The sequence below is a fragment of the Pseudocitrobacter faecalis genome (assembly GCF_965231525.1).
GTDB lineage: Bacteria > Pseudomonadota > Gammaproteobacteria > Enterobacterales > Enterobacteriaceae > Pseudocitrobacter > Pseudocitrobacter faecalis.
The window spans coordinates 417,166-436,066 of sequence record NZ_CBDDNJ010000002.1; the positions used below are offsets into that span (position 1 = coordinate 417,166).

14 protein-coding genes and 1 tRNA gene are annotated in these 18,901 nt (G+C 48.9%); 5 read left to right on the forward strand and 10 right to left on the reverse strand.

Features of this window, described 5'->3' with window-relative positions:
- Positions 1–17: 17 nt before the first annotated feature.
- Together ACOXYR_RS02660 and ACOXYR_RS02665 are read right to left on the reverse strand one after the other, a co-directional pair.
- Positions 18–587, reverse strand: a complete 570-nt coding sequence (locus tag ACOXYR_RS02660) for a UbiX family flavin prenyltransferase (protein WP_108475960.1) — start codon at positions 585–587, stop codon at positions 18–20.
- A gap of 25 nt (positions 588–612) precedes the next feature.
- A complete protein-coding gene (locus ACOXYR_RS02665; protein WP_421356034.1) occupies positions 613–2,085 on the reverse strand; it encodes a UbiD family decarboxylase in 1,473 nt (490 codons plus the stop codon).
- Positions 2,086–2,254: 169 nt separating this feature from the next.
- Between ACOXYR_RS02665 and ACOXYR_RS02670 the strand changes: the two genes are divergently transcribed.
- From ACOXYR_RS02670 to ACOXYR_RS02680, 3 genes are all read left to right on the forward strand, one after another.
- On the forward strand, positions 2,255–3,157 hold the full coding sequence (locus ACOXYR_RS02670; RefSeq protein WP_113857750.1) for a LysR family transcriptional regulator: 903 nt from the start codon (positions 2,255–2,257) through the stop codon (positions 3,155–3,157).
- A gap of 97 nt (positions 3,158–3,254) precedes the next feature.
- Positions 3,255–3,959: an amidase activator ActS gene (gene actS / locus ACOXYR_RS02675; RefSeq protein ID WP_373300342.1), complete on the forward strand. Its 705-nt coding sequence runs from the start codon at positions 3,255–3,257 to the stop codon at positions 3,957–3,959.
- 82 nt (positions 3,960–4,041) lie between these two features.
- A tRNA-Gly gene (locus ACOXYR_RS02680) sits at positions 4,042–4,115 on the forward strand.
- Between the two features lie 22 nt (positions 4,116–4,137).
- Here ACOXYR_RS02680 and ACOXYR_RS02685 read toward each other — a convergent pair.
- On the reverse strand, positions 4,138–4,629 hold the full coding sequence (locus tag ACOXYR_RS02685) for a FidL (protein WP_350436636.1): 492 nt from the start codon (positions 4,627–4,629) through the stop codon (positions 4,138–4,140).
- On the reverse strand, positions 4,622–5,440 hold the full coding sequence (locus tag ACOXYR_RS02690; protein WP_350436637.1) for a winged helix-turn-helix domain-containing protein: 819 nt from the start codon (positions 5,438–5,440) through the stop codon (positions 4,622–4,624). The genes ACOXYR_RS02685 and ACOXYR_RS02690 overlap by 8 nt, the downstream gene beginning before the upstream one ends.
- Positions 5,441–6,259: 819 nt before the next feature.
- On the opposite strand from ACOXYR_RS02690, the gene ACOXYR_RS02695 reads away from it, so the two are divergent.
- Positions 6,260–7,042, forward strand: a complete 783-nt coding sequence (locus ACOXYR_RS02695) for an SDR family oxidoreductase (protein ID WP_108475891.1) — start codon at positions 6,260–6,262, stop codon at positions 7,040–7,042.
- 60 nt (positions 7,043–7,102) lie between these two features.
- Here ACOXYR_RS02695 and ACOXYR_RS02700 read toward each other — a convergent pair whose 3' ends face one another.
- The 6 genes from ACOXYR_RS02700 to ACOXYR_RS02725 form a co-directional block, all read right to left on the reverse strand.
- A complete protein-coding gene (locus ACOXYR_RS02700; protein WP_421356035.1) occupies positions 7,103–7,792 on the reverse strand; it encodes a fimbrial biogenesis chaperone in 690 nt (229 codons plus the stop codon).
- Positions 7,789–9,123, reverse strand: a complete 1,335-nt coding sequence (locus tag ACOXYR_RS02705; RefSeq protein ID WP_421356036.1) for a fimbrial protein — start codon at positions 9,121–9,123, stop codon at positions 7,789–7,791. The genes ACOXYR_RS02700 and ACOXYR_RS02705 overlap by 4 nt, the downstream gene beginning before the upstream one ends.
- A gap of 15 nt (positions 9,124–9,138) precedes the next feature.
- Positions 9,139–11,661, reverse strand: coding sequence for a fimbria/pilus outer membrane usher protein (locus ACOXYR_RS02710; RefSeq protein WP_108475893.1), 2,523 nt, complete (start codon positions 11,659–11,661; stop codon positions 9,139–9,141).
- Positions 11,662–11,712: 51 nt separating this feature from the next.
- Complete coding sequence (locus tag ACOXYR_RS02715; protein ID WP_146745448.1) at positions 11,713–12,414, reverse strand: fimbrial biogenesis chaperone; 702 nt, start codon at positions 12,412–12,414, stop codon at positions 11,713–11,715.
- Positions 12,415–12,495: 81 nt separating this feature from the next.
- Positions 12,496–13,059, reverse strand: a complete 564-nt coding sequence (locus ACOXYR_RS02720; RefSeq protein ID WP_421356037.1) for a fimbrial protein — start codon at positions 13,057–13,059, stop codon at positions 12,496–12,498.
- Between the two features lie 54 nt (positions 13,060–13,113).
- Positions 13,114–13,737: a hypothetical protein gene (locus tag ACOXYR_RS02725; RefSeq protein WP_421356038.1), complete on the reverse strand. Its 624-nt coding sequence runs from the start codon at positions 13,735–13,737 to the stop codon at positions 13,114–13,116.
- Positions 13,738–15,097: 1,360 nt separating this feature from the next.
- Between ACOXYR_RS02725 and ACOXYR_RS02730 the strand changes: the two genes are divergently transcribed.
- Positions 15,098–18,844: a two-partner secretion domain-containing protein gene (locus ACOXYR_RS02730; protein ID WP_421356051.1), complete on the forward strand. Its 3,747-nt coding sequence runs from the start codon at positions 15,098–15,100 to the stop codon at positions 18,842–18,844.
- The last annotated feature ends 57 nt before the right edge of the window (positions 18,845–18,901 follow it).

The window sequence follows — 18,901 nt, forward strand, 5'->3', positions numbered from 1 at the left end:
GAAGTGTCCTGATAGAGTTATTCAGTGTGGCTAAGAGATCCTTCGCCCCAACGCGGAAGATCGTTAATATCAAAATCAAACAGATCGAGAGCACGGCTGACGCTATGAGTAACGATCTCGTCAGCCGTTTGTGGCCGCTGATAAAGCGCAGGTACAGGCGGGAAGATAATGCCGCCCATTTCGGTCACCGCGCCCATATTGCGAATATGGCCGAGGTTAAGCGGCGTTTCTCGCGCCAGCAGCACCAGACGGCGGCGCTCTTTGAGCACCACGTCTGCCGCCCGCGTCAGCAGATTGTCGGTCAGGCAGTGGGCGATAGCGCCCAGTGTTCTCATTGAACAGGGGGCAACAATCATCCCCGCCGTTTTAAATGAACCGCTGGAAATCGCCGCGCCCAGATGACCAATCGGGTGAACGACGTCCGCCATGGCGAAGACATCCTCCAGGCGGTAATCCGTCTCCAGCTGGCAGGTTTTCTCCGCCCCTTTCGAGACAACGAGATGAACCTCAACGTCCAGTTTCTGCAACAGTTCCAGCGCTTTCACGCCGTACTGGAACCCGGAGGCGCCGCTAATGCCGACAATCATGCGTTTCGTGGCCACGGTGTTCTCCTTATTCGAAGTCCGGCAGGAAGCGTTTCACATCGACTTCCTTGAATTTCGAACGTTCAAAGTGACTTTTCAGATGGAACGGTACGGTGCAGTCAAAGATAGTTTTGCAAGACATCCCCTGTTGCAGAATGCTCGGGCTGTATGCAGGAACCTGAGATGGATCGAGCGGGTGGCAACGTACGCCCGGAATGGTGACGGTGTCCACGTCGCCCTGATAGCGCGTCTGCATCGCCCACAGCACATCATCGCTATCGAAAATATCGACATCTTCATCCACCAGAATGACGTGTTTCAGTTCCGGGAACGCGGAGAAGGCGAGCAGAGCAGCCTGGCGCTGACGACCTTCATCGACGGCGGCGGATTTTTTAAATTGCATCACCGCCAGCAGTTTGCCGCCGCCTGCGGTATGCGCAAAGACGTTCAGCAATTTACCCGGCATCGCGCGTTCAACCATATCGAGGATGCTTGCTTCGGTCGGAATACCCGCCATGTTCACGTGTTCCTCGCCAGGCCCAACGGTGGTGCGCCAGATTGGGTTTTTACGGTGCGTTACCGCTTTCACTTTAATCACCGGAATCGCTTCTTTGGCTTCGCCGGTGTAGCCAGGGAATTCCGGCATTGCTTTGCCGGTGTTAGTGTTCTGGTCTTCACGCACGCGCACGTTAGGTAGCAGTTCGCCTTCGATGATGATTTCCGCGTGGGCGATCGCTTTCTCGTTGATGGTTTTACACTGTACCATTTCAACGGCATGACCGCGCAGCGAACCGGCGATGCTCAGTTCATCGAAGCCCAGTGGCGTGGTTGGCGGCTCGAAGCAGGCGGCAATTTCAATCGCCGGGTCAACGCCGATGCTGATAGAAATCGGCAGTGGTTTGCCCGCGGCTTCGGCTTTCATGCGGAACGCATCAATATGACGGCCTGGAGTGAGCCACATTGAAAGCTCATCTTTACTTTGCACGCATAAACGGTGAATGGTGATATCCGATTCATGCGTTTGCGGATCTGAGGCGTAGCACAGCCCCATGGTGATATACGGGCCGGCATCTTCTTCAGTATTGGTCGGCGCAGGCAGCAGTTTGCGCAGGTCGAAACCGGCGTCGGTAGCGAGGTGAACCACTTCCTGACCTACAGCAGGTGCGGTAGTCAGAACGGGCGCGATTGGCGTCTGTACGGAATCTTTCAGCAGATGACCCAGACGTTCCGGCGGGCAGTTCAGGAAGTGGCTGACGCGGTGACGGGAACCGTTAAGGCCAATGGCGACGCTGATATCGTTAAAGCCTTTAATTTTGTTGAACATCATTACCGGGCCATTTTTGCGGGTTGGACGCTGGCAGGTTCCGCCTGCGCCAACATAGCGGTAAACACCGGAGAGTTCCGCGTGCGGGTCAACTTCGGTATCGGTTTCAACATATTCGCCTGGCAGCGTTTTCAACAGCTCCAGCGCGGAGCGTAGGTCATGAACCTTACTTTTCATTGTGCTATTCCTGTGAGTAAGCAGTAAAACTGTCTGCGGTTACCCTAATCCCCAACAGAAAAAGGGACAAATACCGTTTAGCTGCGTCTGAGTAGATCAAAAAAGTGTGAGGCAGGTGTGGTGGCTGACGTACACTAGCCTTCAGGACGTTGGCGAGGAGGACGGTTTCGTGGATTTAAAACGATTACGCTATTTTTGTCGGGTAGTGGAGCAAGGCTCGATAAGCCAGGCGGCGAAAGTGCTGAATATGGCGCAACCGCCGCTCAGTAAACGTATCCAGGAGCTGGAGGATGAGCTGCAAACACCGCTCTTTACCCGTCGGGGTAATCGAATTGAGCCGACAGAGGCAGGATTTTTCCTTTATCGCAAAGCCTGCGAGATTTTGCGTCAGGTGGAAGACACCGCGCGAGAAACCATGGAGATCGCGCAAAAAGATCATCCGCAGTTTCGTCTTGGCCTCACGCACCTTTTCCAGTCCTACTTTAAACCATTGCTATTGGCGCTGTATGAGCGCAATCCCAACATTGAGGTGAACATCTCGGTCACCGATTCCAGTCATCTGGAGATGCTACTCAATGAAGGGGCCATTGATTTAGCACTCATTCAGCGCCCTTATCGCAGTGAAGGGTTTGATTTTGTCTCCTTTGATCCCATCAAGCTGGTGGCGGTCATCAGCAAAAAATGTTTGCCCCAGGCACCCGCGAACCCTTTCGACTACACGGCGCTGGCTGACTTTCCGCTGGTATTGCTGCATCGGGCGAAAGATTCCGGCACTTACGAGATGCTTATCGATCTGTTCAGAAAGGCGGGGGTAAACCCGAATGTGATTATGCATATCACCCAGCCGGGCATGATCCTCGACTGGCTCGAATCGGGGCTGTCTGCCGCCACGCTGCTACCCTCATCGGAAGTGGACTTGACGCGCTTATCCCACTGCCACGTGGTTGATGTCTTCCCCTCGCCGCAGGTTTTCTATCCCGCGCTGGTGAAAATGCCCGCCGCGAACTGGGTACCGGAAGTGATGGAGTTGGTGGCGGAAGGGTATCCTTTTAACTCTCCTCCTTCTGTCTGAGATATTGGCATCCGCCATCAGCCTGCTATCATAGGCGACCTGACCGAACTAACCCGAGGACGATGTTTTGATAGCAGGATGCCTGAGTACCCAGCCAATGCGTTTTTTACTGTGCCTGTTCCTCGGCGTGGTGCTGGTGGGCTGTTCCGGGAGCAAATCGGGCTCCGGCAGCTATGATGGTTCGGTCTACACCGTAAAACGTGGCGATACCCTGTCGCGCATCTCCCGCGCCACAGGCACCAGCGTGGCTGAGCTGGCGCGTCTGAACGGCATCAAACCGCCTTACATTATTGAAGTGGGGCAAAAGATTAAAACCGGAAGTTCATCCAAACTTCTTGGCAAAAAGCCGACCAGCACGGCAAAAGTCACACCGTCCTCCGCCGTGCCGCAATCATCATGGCCGCCGGTGGGGCAACGCTGCTGGCGCTGGCCGACCAGCGGGAAAGTCATCATGCCGTACTCCACCGCAGATGGCGGTAACAAAGGTATCGATATTTCCGGCAGTCGTGGTCAGCCGGTTTACGCCGCAGGTGCAGGGAAGGTGGTCTACGTCGGCAACCAGCTGCGTGGCTACGGCAATCTGATCATGATTAAACACAGCGAAGATTACATCACCGCTTACGCGCATAACGACACGCTGCTGGTGAACAACGGGCAAAGCGTGAAGATAGGTCAGAAGATTGCCACCATGGGCAGCAGCGATGCTGATTCCGTGCGACTGCACTTCCAGATCCGCTACCGCGCGACGGCGATTGATCCACTGCGCTATTTACCGCCGCAGGGCAGTAAGCCTAAGTGCTAAAAGACTATTTTATCGCCAGTCAGTGGCGATGAGGCTTGCCAGCGAGGGCATAAGGTTTATAATGCTCCTCGCACACGCCGAAGCGGGCGTAGTTCAATGGTAGAACGAGAGCTTCCCAAGCTCTATACGAGGGTTCGATTCCCTTCGCCCGCTCCAATCCTACATCCTGTCTCATCACTCAGTGCTGTATGTAACAAATAAATCGCGGTATTTTTCCGGTAAAGAAAATGTAATTGTTATCATTCTGCTTATAAAGATGAAAATTGATAGATGTTCCTTCTTTGATCAAAAAGTCAGACGTTATCTTTTCCAGAATTTCATCGCTTAACGTATCATCTCTCTGTATTCTTTGAATTTTTACGGAGGTGAAATAGACTGCATCACCGAATTTTTTGTAGGAAAAGTCAATGTATCGTCGGATGAAACCGACCTTTTTGTCATTCTCAATATACACGCCGCTGAGATAGACCGTACCTGAATTATTTTCAGGGACAATGCTGAATGTCATGTTCTCATTGAGCTGATTATTATCAACGTAATTGATGAGACTGGCTGTGCAGGAGATATTGCTGTTTGCTCTGTCCAGTCGTAACATGGCAAGGTGGCTGATCAGTGTAGCGACAACAATAATGATAAGAACCATAATCAATGCAGTGTTCTTTTTATTCATGGTTTAACTCCATTTTAATAAATAAAGAAGAACAACTACCCGATGATTCCTGATCTAATTTTGAGTTACATGCCAGCGCATAGAACCCTCTCATCGTATTTGTTGTTGAAATATAAATGTGGGGATTTCTCTCACATTTAATGTCGAGTCTATTCATCTCATTGATAACTGGTGCCAACGCATTAGCGGACGGAAAGGATTTATTATCATAATAAAATGTGCATCCTTGTTTTGTGACAAGGTGTTTGTATTCAGAGAATACATCCTCGCTTTTTACGGTATGCGACATGTTATTATGAAAGTTGTAAATCATGTAAGATATGATATATATCGAAACGCAAGCAATCGATATCCATAGCCACATAATATTACTTTTTTTTAATAAGCGTTCTTTTAAAGGAGGTAATGATTCCTCCTGATTCACAACATCCTCATGGATTGCGTCATGTTCTGGTGTTTCTTTAGGAGTCTCAACGACTTTAACAGTTGCTTCTTCGTTGATTTTAAAACCCTTTCTTGGAACAGTTCTAATGATGTCGCTGGCATCAGGCGATGTACTTAATTCCCGAAATGAACGTCTGATAATCGAAATATTCTGGTAAAGGGTGTTTGTCGCGACTTCAGATTCAGCGCCACTCCACACTTTTTCGAAAAAACGATGATGCGATACCACCTGATGAGCGTTGTCTAAAAGCAAACTCAAGCATTTCCCTGCAGGATAAGTCAACATCACCTCATCTGAGGTGGTCAATGATGTTAATTTATTTGATGAAGAATTGAATTTCACTTCATCATTTATGATGTATATCATTAAGGTTATACCTTTACCCTTTTAACTCGATGTTATTCTTGAGCAAAATGCTGTGTGCACAACATGATGTTAAGTGTAGAAGATTTTGCCGTGAAGATACTGTGAATTATCTGAATTCTAGGAATTATCTGATTTTAAGGTGTTTATAAATCTTTTCAATTGTGTTTTTTTTGTGATTTGAATGTGGTCTGCAATGTAACTAAATTCAATAACTCACTGAATTTATTAGATTAAGAATTTTCTCTGCTGCAGGTCATCTTGTGCGTCTGCTGATTTCAGGTAAAACACTACAAACCACGAGGGTTTAGCGCAGCAAAATGCGCTGCCGTCAGCTACCTCGCTGCGAATCGGTGCCTCCATGATGCGCGAATCAGATAGTTATCGATGGCGAGATCGCGACTTGAATTTCAGATGCCGCTGGCCCTGCACAACGCCGGGGAGAGCCATCAATATTTATGCTATCCAGTTCCCTTCTGCCTTTATTAATACTGGTTGCTAATGATTCATTTGTGTTATTATAAATACGTGCATGATATTCCTTGTATCCAGGCAAAAGAATTGTAGTGAGAGATTGTTTTAAATATTTTCGTCGTGCTTTTGTTTTTTCTTATGAAATGTTAATGCTACGACGAAGAGTTAATGTGTTCTGAAACGATCTTAATTTAAAAAGTGATAAACCTTTCCAGTATTAAATATAAAAAGCCAGATGCGAATAAGTGTCTGTAAAATCTTATAAGTTTATCACCATCTAAAACATCACTCTTAAACAATACTGTTAATCCCCGTAAAGGGGGCTTGCTTACAAGGAAAAAATGAAATATGAAATTTTTAATTGATGATTTTTCAATGGAGTTTTTCTCACTGAAAAACAAAGTGGCGATCGTCACCGGAGCGGCAGGTGAATTGGGTCGGGGTTTAGCCATTGCGCTGGCGAAGGCGGGTGCCAATCTCTTACTGGTAGATATCAAATCAGCTAATCAGGAATATATTACGCGGTTAAAGCGTGCGGGCGGTGACGTCGATTTTATGACGATAGATATCACAGAACCGGGCGCTGCCACGAAGATTGTGAACAGAAGTGTAGAGCGATTCGGCCAGCTCGATATTCTTGTTAATAACGCCGGTATTTGTAATATCAATCGCCCGATTGATTTTAACCGTAATGACTGGGATCCTATGATCAATCTGAACCTGACGGCTGCATTTGAGATGTGTCAGGCCGCGATGCAGATTTTTGTTCCGCAACGGAGAGGAAAAATTATCAACATCTGTTCGGTTCTCTCTTTCCACGGTGGCCGATGGTCGCCAGGGTATGCGGCGACGAAACATGCGTTAGCGGGTCTAACCAAAGCCTACTCTGATGACTTCTCCGAATATAACATTCAGATTAACGGTATCGCGCCGGGTTACTACGTCAGCGAAATGACGTCAATTATCTATAACAATCCAAAAATCAGGGAACTTATTAAAGGCAGGATCCCGGCGAAACGTTGGGGTAAAGCACAGGATCTAATGGGGGCGATGGTCTTTCTGGCAAGTTCAGCGTCGGATTACGTTAATGGGCACATTTTAGTGATTGATGGCGGTTATTCTATTCGCTAGTACAGAGCGCGCTTCCGGTGTTGTAACGATTCGGGAGCGCACTTAGTCGAACGACAATCCTTAATCAGAGAAGGTGATTTCCCGTTTTTCGCCGTGATCCCCCAGATACACTGCCGTCACTGTTCCTCCGGTCACCGCATCCGCCAGCCAGTACCGCCGTTGGCTGAACGGTTTTACCATCATATCGCTCTCCTGGTTCACCCGGGTTGCGCCAACGCGGATGCCGCTAAATGAGATATGTAGCGGTGTCGGGTTATTGAATTCAATATAACCGGCTTTGCCATCGCGGCCCAGACGCCAGGTAAGTTTACGCACGGCCTCTTCCGGGCGTAGCGTGATGGATTTGGGACGGTAGAAGATTTTTAGCTGAGTATTCATTGCCAGTGTCACATGCGCAGAGTCTTTACGCGGACTTTCAGGCGGCATTTCATAAAGATTCAGCCAGAACGCTGATTCACGATCCTGCGGAAGCGGATCGTGATTGTAGACGATTCTCACTCCCTGAGTGTGTTTCGCCATCAACCGAAATACCGGCGGGAGTACGATAAACGGTGCCGTGGTTGATTCAGGCGAGCCTTCTCCATTATCGACCCAGCTCTGTACCACCACAGGGTAGTCGTTCGTATTGACCAGCATCAGCGTCTTTTCCCGATCGCCCTCGCGATAAATAACACGCGATGAAGCCGGCATGATGCCGGCTTCCACAGTACAAGCGAAGAGGGTGAGAAAAAGCAGTACAACGGATTTCATTGCATTTTCACCAATATATAAGCCGTTGCCCGAACCTTGCCTGAGCGCACGGTTTCATTAGGTAACTTTTTCAGCCGGGCGATAAAAGAGTAACTATAGCTGGAATAGCCCGGCAGGGTGGCTCCCTCTGGTGTGGCGCCCTCTAACACCGGATACCACCCTGCGGCGTCGCCGCCCGGTGTTAACGTCGCAATACCCGGCTGGCCAACCAGCGTCATCGGCGTAGCGGGGTGAGCACTGTTCGAGATGTAGATCCCTACACCTTTTGCCATATCCGCCCCATCATAGTTATCTGAAACTAAAGCGCTGACACCGCCGCTGCTGTTGATAAGACCCAGTTTTTGCGCTGCGGTATAAGCCCCCTCAGAAACCTGTATCCCCAACGCCGTTTGGGTATCGTTTACCCCGGATTTCGCCGCGTCGCTGCACTCCACACGCACATTAAAGTTGCCAATGCTCTCCATACCCGCGCTAAGCTGTGATTCTGAAATGGTGGGGAGCATAACTAGCGGCGTGGCGCTACGGGCAACGCAGGTGGCATTGTTATAGAGAATATTCCCTGACCGCATGCCATAACCGAAACCATTATCCACACCCCAGAATGACCAGTGAACTGAACTGTCTTCGCCCGGTTCATCATGAGCAAAGGGAACGCCGCTGGTGCCGGAAAGCTGAATATAGGCATTAGGTTGCGTACATTTGTAAACCACACCAGTAGGGCTTGCGTATCCCACACCGCTTCCATCGGTATTATTATTACCGCAAAAACTTGATAACGCCGATGTGTCCGGTAGCGTACTGATTCGATAAAGCTCCGCATGAAGGGGAGGAATATCCTGCAAACGGATCTGAATTTTCGTCCCCTGCGTGGCATAGCTGGTGATAGGCACTTTCTTCCAGTAGCGTCCAAGCGTCACGCCAGCCATCGTTTGTTTCAACCCAACAAAGGCGAACCAGGTGGCGTAAACATCAGTCAGTCCGTCAGGGCCGCCTGCATCATGAAACCCTCCGACACGATCGTCACCGTTCGTCGCGACCAAAAAATAGATGTTCGGCAAATCCGTCACGTCACATTCCCAGAGTACGGAGTCCCCTGTCGCGCCACGTGCTGTGTAGTTGGTGGGCGGAACCACCGTTGTTGCCAGCAGTGAGCCTACTGGTGCGAAATAGAGATCGGTCATGTTTATTTTCCCGAACTCAATAATCGCTGTCCTGGTATCTTCCGTTTGCCCAACGAGTTTATTGCTACAGGTTGCCCATGCGGTCGACTGTATAAGCGCAACCAATATGATGGAGCTTAAAAGAATGTGTAAAAAAGTATTCTTAGACATCGTGTTTTCTCTGTATCAGGACTGACAGGTTTCATTCAGACGGATAAGAGGGCTTTTGTTCTCTTTCCCGCTGATGTCGAAGGGCAACTGACAGCTATCCTGCGCGCCGTCACCCCAGCGCACGGACAGGCGACCTTTCGTCTGCTCGGTGCGGAGGTATATTTGTCCCCCCTGGCCCGCAATTCCCACCACCGTATTATTCTCATCGAGCACATCAGCACCCATCGGCAGTTCTGAACCATCCGCCATTTTGGATTTAATCAGCAGAGCTTTACCTGGCCGGGTTCTGAAGACCACTTTCACCCCGGCTCCCGCCACCGGCGCGACTTGTTTTTCGCTATCGACCAGCTCGGCATCACCTTCCATGCCTTCCGGATCGAGTGAAATACGGTTGTAGCGATAAGGTGTTACCGCCGGCACAAGGGCATAGCCGCTATCATTAATTTCCAACTGACTTGAGTTGTACACTTTCGCGCCTTCAGCGCCTTTGGCTTCGACAAGTGCGAAGGTTTCGCCAAGATAAGGCCCAAACGTGACGCCGCCACGGTGCGCCGCCAGCGCCCCTTGTACGTTGCCGGATGCCTGCCAGTAATCTTTACCTTTGGAGGCGTTAAGCCCAACGGTGGTTTGAGAGAAACGTTTTTGCATGTTGCCGCTCAGCGTTGTCTGTTTGTATTGCTGATCGCGCATGACGTTCAGGCTGTAGTTGGTGGTTTGTGCTTCATCAAGCATGCCCGTCAGCGAGCTTTGGTACTGAGTGCTGCCGTCGGTGGAGTGCGTCAAACTGTTACTCAGGCTCGGGACGCGTGGCCCGCTGCCGCCAAGCGGGAAAGAGAACGAGAGTGATGTCACTGTCTGCATTTCACCTGCGCTACCGTTATAACTCCCGGTTCGCTGGCGTCCGACAGACAGGTTCATACTGATACCGTGGCGGAAGCTGTTGCTATATCCCAGTTGAAGCTGCGTATCGCGGTTTTTTCCACCACGATAGTCTTGCGTAGAGCCCGAAACGAATAGGTTGCCGTAGTCCGAAAGGCTTTGGCTCAGCGTAAGATCAAATCGCGACCGCTGACGCCATTGACTGGAATCCCATAACTCACTATTGCTGGCCGCATGGCGTTCACCGAGCACATCCGCCAGATCGCGATAGCCGCTGGTGGAATAACGGTAGCCAGCCAGTGAAACCGTGGTTGCCGTTGGCTGGAAAGTCTTACTCCATGTCAGTTGCGTCATCCAGCCATTCTGCGTCTGGTTTTCCGGAACACGGGCGTGTGACCATGTCAAATTGGCCCCGAAGGCTCCCAGGGTGCTGCCGTAAACCCCGCCCAGCATCAATGCCTGATAGCCGTCTGCAATACGTGACCCACTGTTAAAGGTCAGGGTATTGGTTAACCCGTGCTGCCAGGTAAGATCACCGAACATCGAGTCATCACCGCTATCCTGTGTTTTCCCGATTTCTACGTTATAGCGGGAGGTTCCGGGACGCATCGACTCCGGTACCGCCGAGAAGGGCACACTGAAACGGCTGACGGCGCCATCGGCTTCCGTGACGGTAACCTCCAGGTCACCGCTGTAGCTGGTAGGATAGAGATCATTTATCTCAAAAGGCCCGGGAGCCACGGTGGTCTGATAAATTTCATGACCATTCTGCATGACAGATACCCGGGCGTTGGTTGCCGCGACGCCACGAATTGTCGGCGCGTATCCACGCATAGAGTCAGGCAACATGCGTTCGTCGGTTGCCAGGCTAACGCCATGGTAATTGAGGCCAGAGAAAAAACGTCCGCTGGTGATGAGTTGCCCCATTGTTAACTGACTATTGATGCCAGGCAGCGGGCGCTGCAGATAGCTGCGGATATTATTCCACTGGCTACCCTGCGTATTATCCCAGGTCAGGTTCGAGAGTTGACGATATTGCCAGCTGCCAAGGTTTACGCCGCCGTTCAACGATGCCCAGAACGAACGCTGACTGTGGGCATTCTGGCCTGTATAAGCGACGTTATAGTAGTTGGCGATATAATTCATAAACGCCAATGACGTACCTGTATCCAGCTCATTAGGCGGTACATACCCGCGTGGGCGGCTGACTAACTGGCTTTGCGGTACCGTCAGATCTAAACGCAGTTGCGATAACTGCGTTTGGCTGGTGACGCCGGGGGCGAGATCCTGGGCGAAGGAACACACGGGCAGCGGTTTATCGTTCGCGGCCGCCATTTTGAGACCGATAGCCGTCGCCACCTCTGGCGTCAGACAGGGAAGCACACGGCCATCCGCCGCCTCTTTAAAATTGACATCCCAACTGCCTGAAAGCTTATTGTTGGTATAGATGTCCATTTTATAATTGCCGGGTACCACAGATTCGCGGGTGGTCAGTTTGGCTAATGATGACTGGCTGAACCGACTACCACGAAAGAGTTGGGGGTCAAAGGTGTAGGTGTTTTCATCTGACGACGTAACCGGCGTGACCGTTTCTCCCCTGGTCGGCAGGCACAGAAAAACCAATGATGCCGCCGAAAATAACACAACGGATTTATTCATTTCTTAGTACTCGCGCGTAAAAATAAGACCGCTCGTCAGGCAGGAAAAACGTTATAAGTTGTGATCGGAAGCCACATTCACGCCGTAGTCGTTGACCGTTACCAGATGAATGCGTGCGCCCTGCGCCACGCTCGCGCCAGGTTTCAGCGGCCATTCAACTTTGCTCTGCGGGGCAATCATCACCGAATTGGCCAGCGGGATTTTCTTCCCGTTGCTCTGCAACTCGGCGGCACGAATCACAACGTAATACCCTCCCGGGTTGGTGACCTCTATGCGGTTCTGTTTCACCTGATAAGTCAGCTTGCCTGCCGCTTCGTTTGCTTTACCGGCGATGGTGCCTGGGCGGTAGAAAATTTTGACGCGGTTGGTCAAGGCCAGGATCAGTTGGTTCTGGCCTTTATCGGTGTTTTTCAAATAAGGCAGTTGGCTGAAGCTGAACCAGAACACTGACTCACGATCCTGCGGTAAATTCCCGCCGGTAAAGAGCAAGCGCAGTGACTGACCGGAAGACGCTTCCATACGAAACGCCTGCGGAGTGGGCATAAACGGTACGTTTTTTCCTGAACCCTTCTCATCTTCAATATGGATGTTGACGATGTAGGGTTGTTCGCTGGTATTACGCAACTGGACTGTTTTTTCCTTTGCGTTGCCCGGAAAGATGATTCGCGTTCCGGTCATAACCACGCTGGCAAACGCACTGCTGCTCATGCCCATGGAAAATACAAGTACCAGTAAATATGCAAAAATGTTCATTCTTATCTTTTCCATGTCCATGAAATATCTGAATAAAGGAGCAAAATACTGGCTGGCATTAACTGCCAGCCAGTATGGAAATTAGAGGTAGCTCAGGGTGTATTCAGCAACAGCCGTGATCTTACCTGCGGTTGCATTTGTACTGTCCATGACGAAGTAACGAGCGCCGAAGTCATAGCTGGCTTCAGTTTCGCCCACTTTCAGGGTCAGGCCCGGAACGTTGGTTGCGCCAGACAGGGTGACTGGGTTACCGGAAGTGCTTGCATCCATCAGCTGGATACCAAAACCTTTGGCTGCATCGCTGCTGGTGTCGCGGTTGCCCATCACACCGGTGGTGGCGTCAACGTCATAGCCCAGAAACGTGGTGTTGATAGCCAGATCTGAACCGGTCGGTGCCTGGCAATTAGTGACAGAAACGGTAAACGGAGTCTGACCTGCGCTCTGACCGTCAGCTAATGTTGCACCGAAGTCAGCCATAGCGACGGTCGGCAGCAATACGACAGAGTTGGTCTGGCCATTCACATTCACAGAACAGGTCTGATCGGTCACTTCACCCTGGAAAGTCACAGTCGGTGCAGCGAAAGCAGACAGGGGTAATGCTGCAGCAATCATCAGAGGAGCCGCTTTTTTGAATGCAGAAAACATAATCATATCCTTTAAATTAAGATTTAAATAAAGCTGTTATAAAAAATCAAACAATCAATCTATATGGTCCAACGTAATATTTCTTTGCTCCGTAATACTCCTTAACTGTATGAGAACTTTAAATATATGAAAGCCATCGCTATCACAATCAATCTCAAGCTTATTAAACGTTGAGATCTTATAATGACTAATGTACTTAACATCCTTTTGCAGAATGGCGCGCAGTATTCTTCTGTTATCAATCAAGAAGTATGCGCTATAAACATCCCATTCAAATTTTGTTAGCTTGATGCATTTAACGCGCCTGCTTAGCGCTGGTGCGTTAAACAGTTTCAGTAACTCATTAAATCTCGTGTATCTGCTCAGAAAAACCTTGTCATAGATAGAGAACAAGACCTGTCGGTTTTTCATCTTTCTCAACGAAATAAACGTTAAGAAACGAGAGAGTTCAGGAATCTGCGAAATGATACTGAAATCATCCAGCGCAACAATGAGAATGTTTTTAACGAACGCCTCATCAAAACGCAGTAAACTAAAGTCAATGTCGTTTATATCCTGAACATGGAAAAAACTGTCGACCGCAAAAAAGTTATTGCGGGAAAGTTTTACGCATAATCCTTGCAGGTAGTACAAATCATCAGAGATGACGATTACCCTGGACTTTAAATGTTTATTCATTGTTATAACTCTGTTGCTAACAACAAAAGCGTCTTCTTTTTTTAGTTTTAAAACTATTTAAACAAGAAGGTATGTATCTGGATTCTTTTGTTGCGCGACATTTTCAATAAAACATCTAATGCTTTCTGGCTTCGTTGTACCCTGTTACTGCTATCTATACGGTTAATCGTAGACGTGCTTGATGACAAGGTAAGTAAGAAGCTGGTTTATGTCCTAACAGCGATGGAAATAATATAAGTCATTCGTAATATGCATCACAACTGAATTCCCACGAGATTATTGTGGCGAACTTTAATAAAAAATTTAATGCTTGCTCTGTTGGGTGTGATTGGTGCTTTGTGCTGTATCTTATCTTAATCACTTTCATTTAAGGCATTTTTCACCAGAAATGCGCTGTTGTTGTTTACTTTTATGTTGTATCGGTGCTCCTTCTTGCAATAATCCTATAGAAATTAACGGCTTTGCTCACAAAAAGCACGGTTGTTGATGTATTTAAGATCAGTTAAGAGGTATTGGAATAAGCGCGATTTTGTTCTTATCCATTGAATACATTGATAAATATTTACCTGAGTAAAATGGAAGGAGTTATTAGCTCGTTTTTCTTTGCCATGATTCGCGACGGTCATCAAAAATTGATCCAGAAGGGTATTTATATGCCGCTCTCATCCAATGTGGGGCAATACAACATAAAACAATGTCAGGGATAGGCTTCATCTATATAGCACTACGTCAGCGCTGGCGCACTGCTGTTGTACCGGGTGTCATAATAAAGTGCCGGTCGCTGGAAATTCGGTGGGGTATTGGTTTTCTGGGTAAACGGCTGCAGATGACGTTCTAACATTGCCACTCATTTTTCTCTGCGGCCAAACAAAACATCTCTTCGCTTCTTTATAAGAAAGCAATTGAGAAATGTGTTTAATGATTGTTAAGCATATAACAATCTTGAAATAAATTATCCGAGAAACTCGCCAGGTTTCTCTTTATTTTATATGAAATGATTGTGTGTCTGGAATCACACATCATTTCAGATCTGTTTTGTCACTTTATATAAGTTGGTAAAATTTTTATCAGGCGTTTTTTAAGCCTTATGTTTTAGGGGGTTACAGGCGGCGTTTTGAGTGCTTAAAATAATAGTTCTGAGTTATTTTCTGAAGTTCTATTTCACTTTATTTTTCGTGATTTTTTATTGGGGCTGATGATAGGATTTGCAGCGGTCATTTTTGATGGGGAGCGGGAAACTGTCTAAAAATGATCTGCACATCCAAAATGTATAGCTTCAATAAGGAAGACCTTTGTGGCAAATGTGACTTTAAAAAAGGAAGCAACAGTGGTGAGAAAAATCACCCCGATTGCTTTACTTATGATGTTGTCTTTTCCTGTTGTAACTCAAGCTGCAGGACTGGTAATAAAGAATGGAACGGTCTATAACGCGAATGGCGTTCCCGTCGTGGACATCAATACGCCAAATAGTAATGGTTTGTCGCATAACGTCTGGGATAACCTGAACGTCGATAAGAATGGCGTTATTTTTAACAACAGCGCGAACGGTGCCAATACTTCGCTTGCGGGTAATATTCAGGGAAACAGCAATCTGACCGCCGGGTCAGCGAAAGTGATTCTGAATGAGGTGACCTCTAAAAATCCATCCACCATTAATGGGATGATGGAAGTTGCGGGGGATAAAGCCGACCTGATTATTGCTAACCCGAACGGTATTAGCGTAAACGGTGGCGGCTCCATCAATACAGGTAAACTGACCCTCACTACCGGTACGCCTGATATCAAGGACGATAAGCTGGCCGGCTACTCCGTTAACGGCGGCACGATTACCCTCGGTAAACTGGATAACGCCAGCCCGACAGAAATTCTGTCTCGCAACGTCGTGGTGAACGGCAAAGTGTCTGCCGATGAACTGAACGTTGTTGCCGGCAATAACTATGTTAATGCCGCGGGCCAGGTGACGGGTAACGTCATTGCGACCGGCTCCCGTAACGCTTATAGCGTCGATGTCGCCAGCCTGGGTGGGATGTACGCCAACAAAATCAATCTCGTCAGCACCGAAAATGGTGTAGGGGTTCGTAACCAGGGCGTTATTGCGGGCGGCGCTAACGGCGTTAGCATTGATTCCAAAGGCAACCTGCTTAACAGCAATGCGCAGATTCAATCCGCAGGCACGGTTAACCTGAAGACCAACGGTACGCTGGATAACACCACGGGTAACGTGACGGCAGTAGGCACCATCTCGCTGGATACCAATAAGAAAAATATCGTAAACAGCCGCTCGGGTAATATCTCCACGATGGCCGATATTTACGTTAACAGCGGCGCTATCGACAACACCAACGGTAAAATTGCCGCAGCGGGCATGGTGGCAGTCGACACTAACAACGCGACGTTGACTAACTACGGTAAAGGCAGTTCTGTCGGGATTGAAGCCGGTATTGTGGCGTTGAAAACGGGCACGCTGAACAACAGCACTGGTCAGATTCACGGTGGCTATGTTGGGCTTGAGTCTGGCGCGGTCAATAACAATAACGGTGATATCCAGACCACCGGAGATATCGACATTATCAGCAAGGGTAACGTAGATAACAACAAGGGGCTGATCCGTTCATCGGCGGGGCACGTTGTGGTGGGCGCGGCGGGCACTGTGAATAACGGTTCCACTAAAACGGCGGACACCAGCAGTTCGGACTCTTTGGGTATTCTTGCTGATACCGGCGTTGAGATTGGTGCCAACAGCATCAATAACAACGGTGGCCAAATTGCATCGAACGGCAATGTTACCCTTGCCAGCAACAGCGCTGTTGACGACTATGCCGGCAAGATACTGTCGAGCAGCAAGGTCAGCATCAAAGGCAGTTCGCTGCGTAATGATACCGGTGGTATCAGCGGTAAGCAGGGCATTGATGTCGCCGTTGGCGGCAGCCTGACCAATAGTATTGGTGTAATCAGTTCTGAAGAGGGTGACATCTCCCTGTTAGCGAATTCCGTGGACAACCACGGTGGTTTCATGATGGGTCAGAACATCACGATCCAGTCGATGTCGGGTGTGAATAACAACTCCGCGCTGGTCGTGGCCAGTAAAAAGCTCAAGGTGAATGCGCGCGGCAGCATCGAAAACCGCGACGGGAATAACTTTGGCAATGATTACGGCGTCTACTTCGGTATGCCTCAGCAAAAGGGTGGATTGATCGGCAAGGAAGGCGTTGAGCTTTCCGGGCAGAACGTCTACAACAACAACAGCCGTCTTATCGCTGAAGATGGCCCTCTGACGCTGGAATCGCAGAACACGTTTGATAATACGCGTGGTATGTTGACCAGTGGCGCTGATGCGTCCATTCAGGTGGGCGGCACGTATTACAACAACTACGCCACCACCTGGAGTGCGGGCAACCTTGATATCGATGCGACCACTCTGCAAAACAGCAGCAGTGGTACGATGATCGATAACAATGCGACTGGGTTCATTGCTTCCGACAAAAACCTTTCCCTGAATGTCGATAATACGCTCACCAACTACGGTTGGATCAGTGGTAAAGGCGATGTTGATCTGACGGTCAATAACGGCAACCTGTACAACCGCAATACCATTGCGGCGGAAAAGGCTCTCGATATTGCTGCGCTTAACGGCATTGAAAACTGGAAAGATATCTCCGCTGGTGATGACCTGACGATGACCACAAATCGTCATGTAACCAACAATAGCAACAGCAACATGGTTGGGCGGAATATCGTCATCAACGCGGTTAATGATATTACCAACCGCGGCAACATTGTCAGCGACGCTGACATGACGGTGACAACCAAAGGCAACCTGTATAACTCTCTCTACATGGTTGGCTATGGCGATATCGCATTGACCGCAAACAGCGTAACTAACAACAACGCGACCATCGAAGCGACAGGCGATCTGACAATCGATTCGAAGGGCAACGTGGGCAACAACCGCGGTAAGCTGCATGCATTGAACGGCGTGTTGTCTGTAAAAGGCAATAATCTGAACAATGATTACGGTGAAATTCGTGGTTATGGCGATGTTACGCTGGCACTGACCGGAAATTACGACAGCTATAAGGGGTCGTTGACCTCTGAAACCGGCGACGTAACTCTGGCGGCGAACACCGTGGACAATGCGAATGGTTTGATTGCCGGTGAGAATGTCTCCATCGATGCCAAATCGACGGTATACAACAACACCGCGCTGATCGCTGCGAATAAAAAGCTGACCATTAACGCGGGTGGCAATATCGAAAACCGCGATGGCAATAACTTCTTGCGCTATAACGGCCAGGTGTTCGGTATTACGGACAATGTTGGCGGTATTGTAGGTAAAGAAGGTGTCGCGATTTCTGCTCAGAACGTTTACAACAACAATAGCAGCATCATCGCTGAAAATGGCCCGCTTAGCCTGCTGTCAAAGGGAACGCTGGATAACACCCGCGCGCTTCTGAGCAGCGGTGCTGAGGCTATTATCCGTGCGGCAGGAACGTTCTACAACAATTATGCCACCACCTACAGCGCCGGTAATCTCGACATCTACGCTGGTTCTCTGAGCAACTACAGCGACGGTCGTCTGGAAGACGATACCGCCACGGGTATTATTGCTTCGGATAACAATCTGGATCTGAATGTTGATAACAGCGTCACTAACTATGGTTGGATCAGCGGGAAAGGCGATGTGCATTTCAACGTTCTGAAAGGCACGCTGTATAACCGCAATGCCATTGCGGCCGATAAAGCACTGACTATTAGTGCCCTGAATGGTGTTGAGAACGTTAAAGACATCGTGGCGGGAACGGCGCTGACAATTGATACTCAGAAGCATGTTACTAACAACAGTAACAGCAATATGCTGGGGCAAACCATCGCGATTAATGCCGTTAATGACATTAATAACTGGGGCAATATTGTGAGTGATTATTCTCTGGGTGTAAAAACGCAAGGGAATATTTATAACTATCTCAATATGCTCAGCTATGGCGTAGCAGGTGTATCAGCGAATAAGGTAACGAACAGCGGGACAAACGCCGTTCTCGGTGGCTTCTACGGCTTAGCGTTAGAAGCAAACGAAACCAATAACACTGGTACTATTGTCGGTATGTAAGATGTAACCAAAGATAGCAGCAACGTTCTTAAATATATGCGTCATGTTACGCAGGGG

Excerpts from the sequence above, each read along its gene's own strand:
- actS (WP_373300342.1), top strand. The coding sequence starts at position 3,255 with ATGCGTTTTTTACTGTGCCTGTTCCTCGGCGTGGTGCTGGTGGGCTGT.
- ACOXYR_RS02725 (WP_421356038.1), bottom strand. The coding sequence starts at position 13,737 with ATGAATAAACATTTAAAGTCCAGGGTAATCGTCATCTCTGATGATTTG.
- ACOXYR_RS02660 (WP_108475960.1), bottom strand. The coding sequence starts at position 587 with ATGATTGTCGGCATTAGCGGCGCCTCCGGGTTCCAGTACGGCGTGAAA.
- ACOXYR_RS02700 (WP_421356035.1), bottom strand. The coding sequence starts at position 7,792 with ATGAAATCCGTTGTACTGCTTTTTCTCACCCTCTTCGCTTGTACTGTG.
- ACOXYR_RS02665 (WP_421356034.1), bottom strand. The coding sequence starts at position 2,085 with ATGAAAAGTAAGGTTCATGACCTACGCTCCGCGCTGGAGCTGTTGAAA.
- ACOXYR_RS02690 (WP_350436637.1), bottom strand. The coding sequence starts at position 5,440 with ATGATATACATCATAAATGATGAAGTGAAATTCAATTCTTCATCAAAT.
- ACOXYR_RS02720 (WP_421356037.1), bottom strand. The coding sequence starts at position 13,059 with ATGTTTTCTGCATTCAAAAAAGCGGCTCCTCTGATGATTGCTGCAGCA.
- ACOXYR_RS02705 (WP_421356036.1), bottom strand. The coding sequence starts at position 9,123 with ATGTCTAAGAATACTTTTTTACACATTCTTTTAAGCTCCATCATATTG.
- ACOXYR_RS02715 (WP_146745448.1), bottom strand. The coding sequence starts at position 12,414 with ATGAACATTTTTGCATATTTACTGGTACTTGTATTTTCCATGGGCATG.
- ACOXYR_RS02730 (WP_421356051.1), top strand. The coding sequence starts at position 15,098 with ATGATGTTGTCTTTTCCTGTTGTAACTCAAGCTGCAGGACTGGTAATA.
- ACOXYR_RS02710 (WP_108475893.1), bottom strand. The coding sequence starts at position 11,661 with ATGAATAAATCCGTTGTGTTATTTTCGGCGGCATCATTGGTTTTTCTG.
- ACOXYR_RS02695 (WP_108475891.1), top strand. The coding sequence starts at position 6,260 with ATGAAATTTTTAATTGATGATTTTTCAATGGAGTTTTTCTCACTGAAA.
- ACOXYR_RS02685 (WP_350436636.1), bottom strand. The coding sequence starts at position 4,629 with ATGAATAAAAAGAACACTGCATTGATTATGGTTCTTATCATTATTGTT.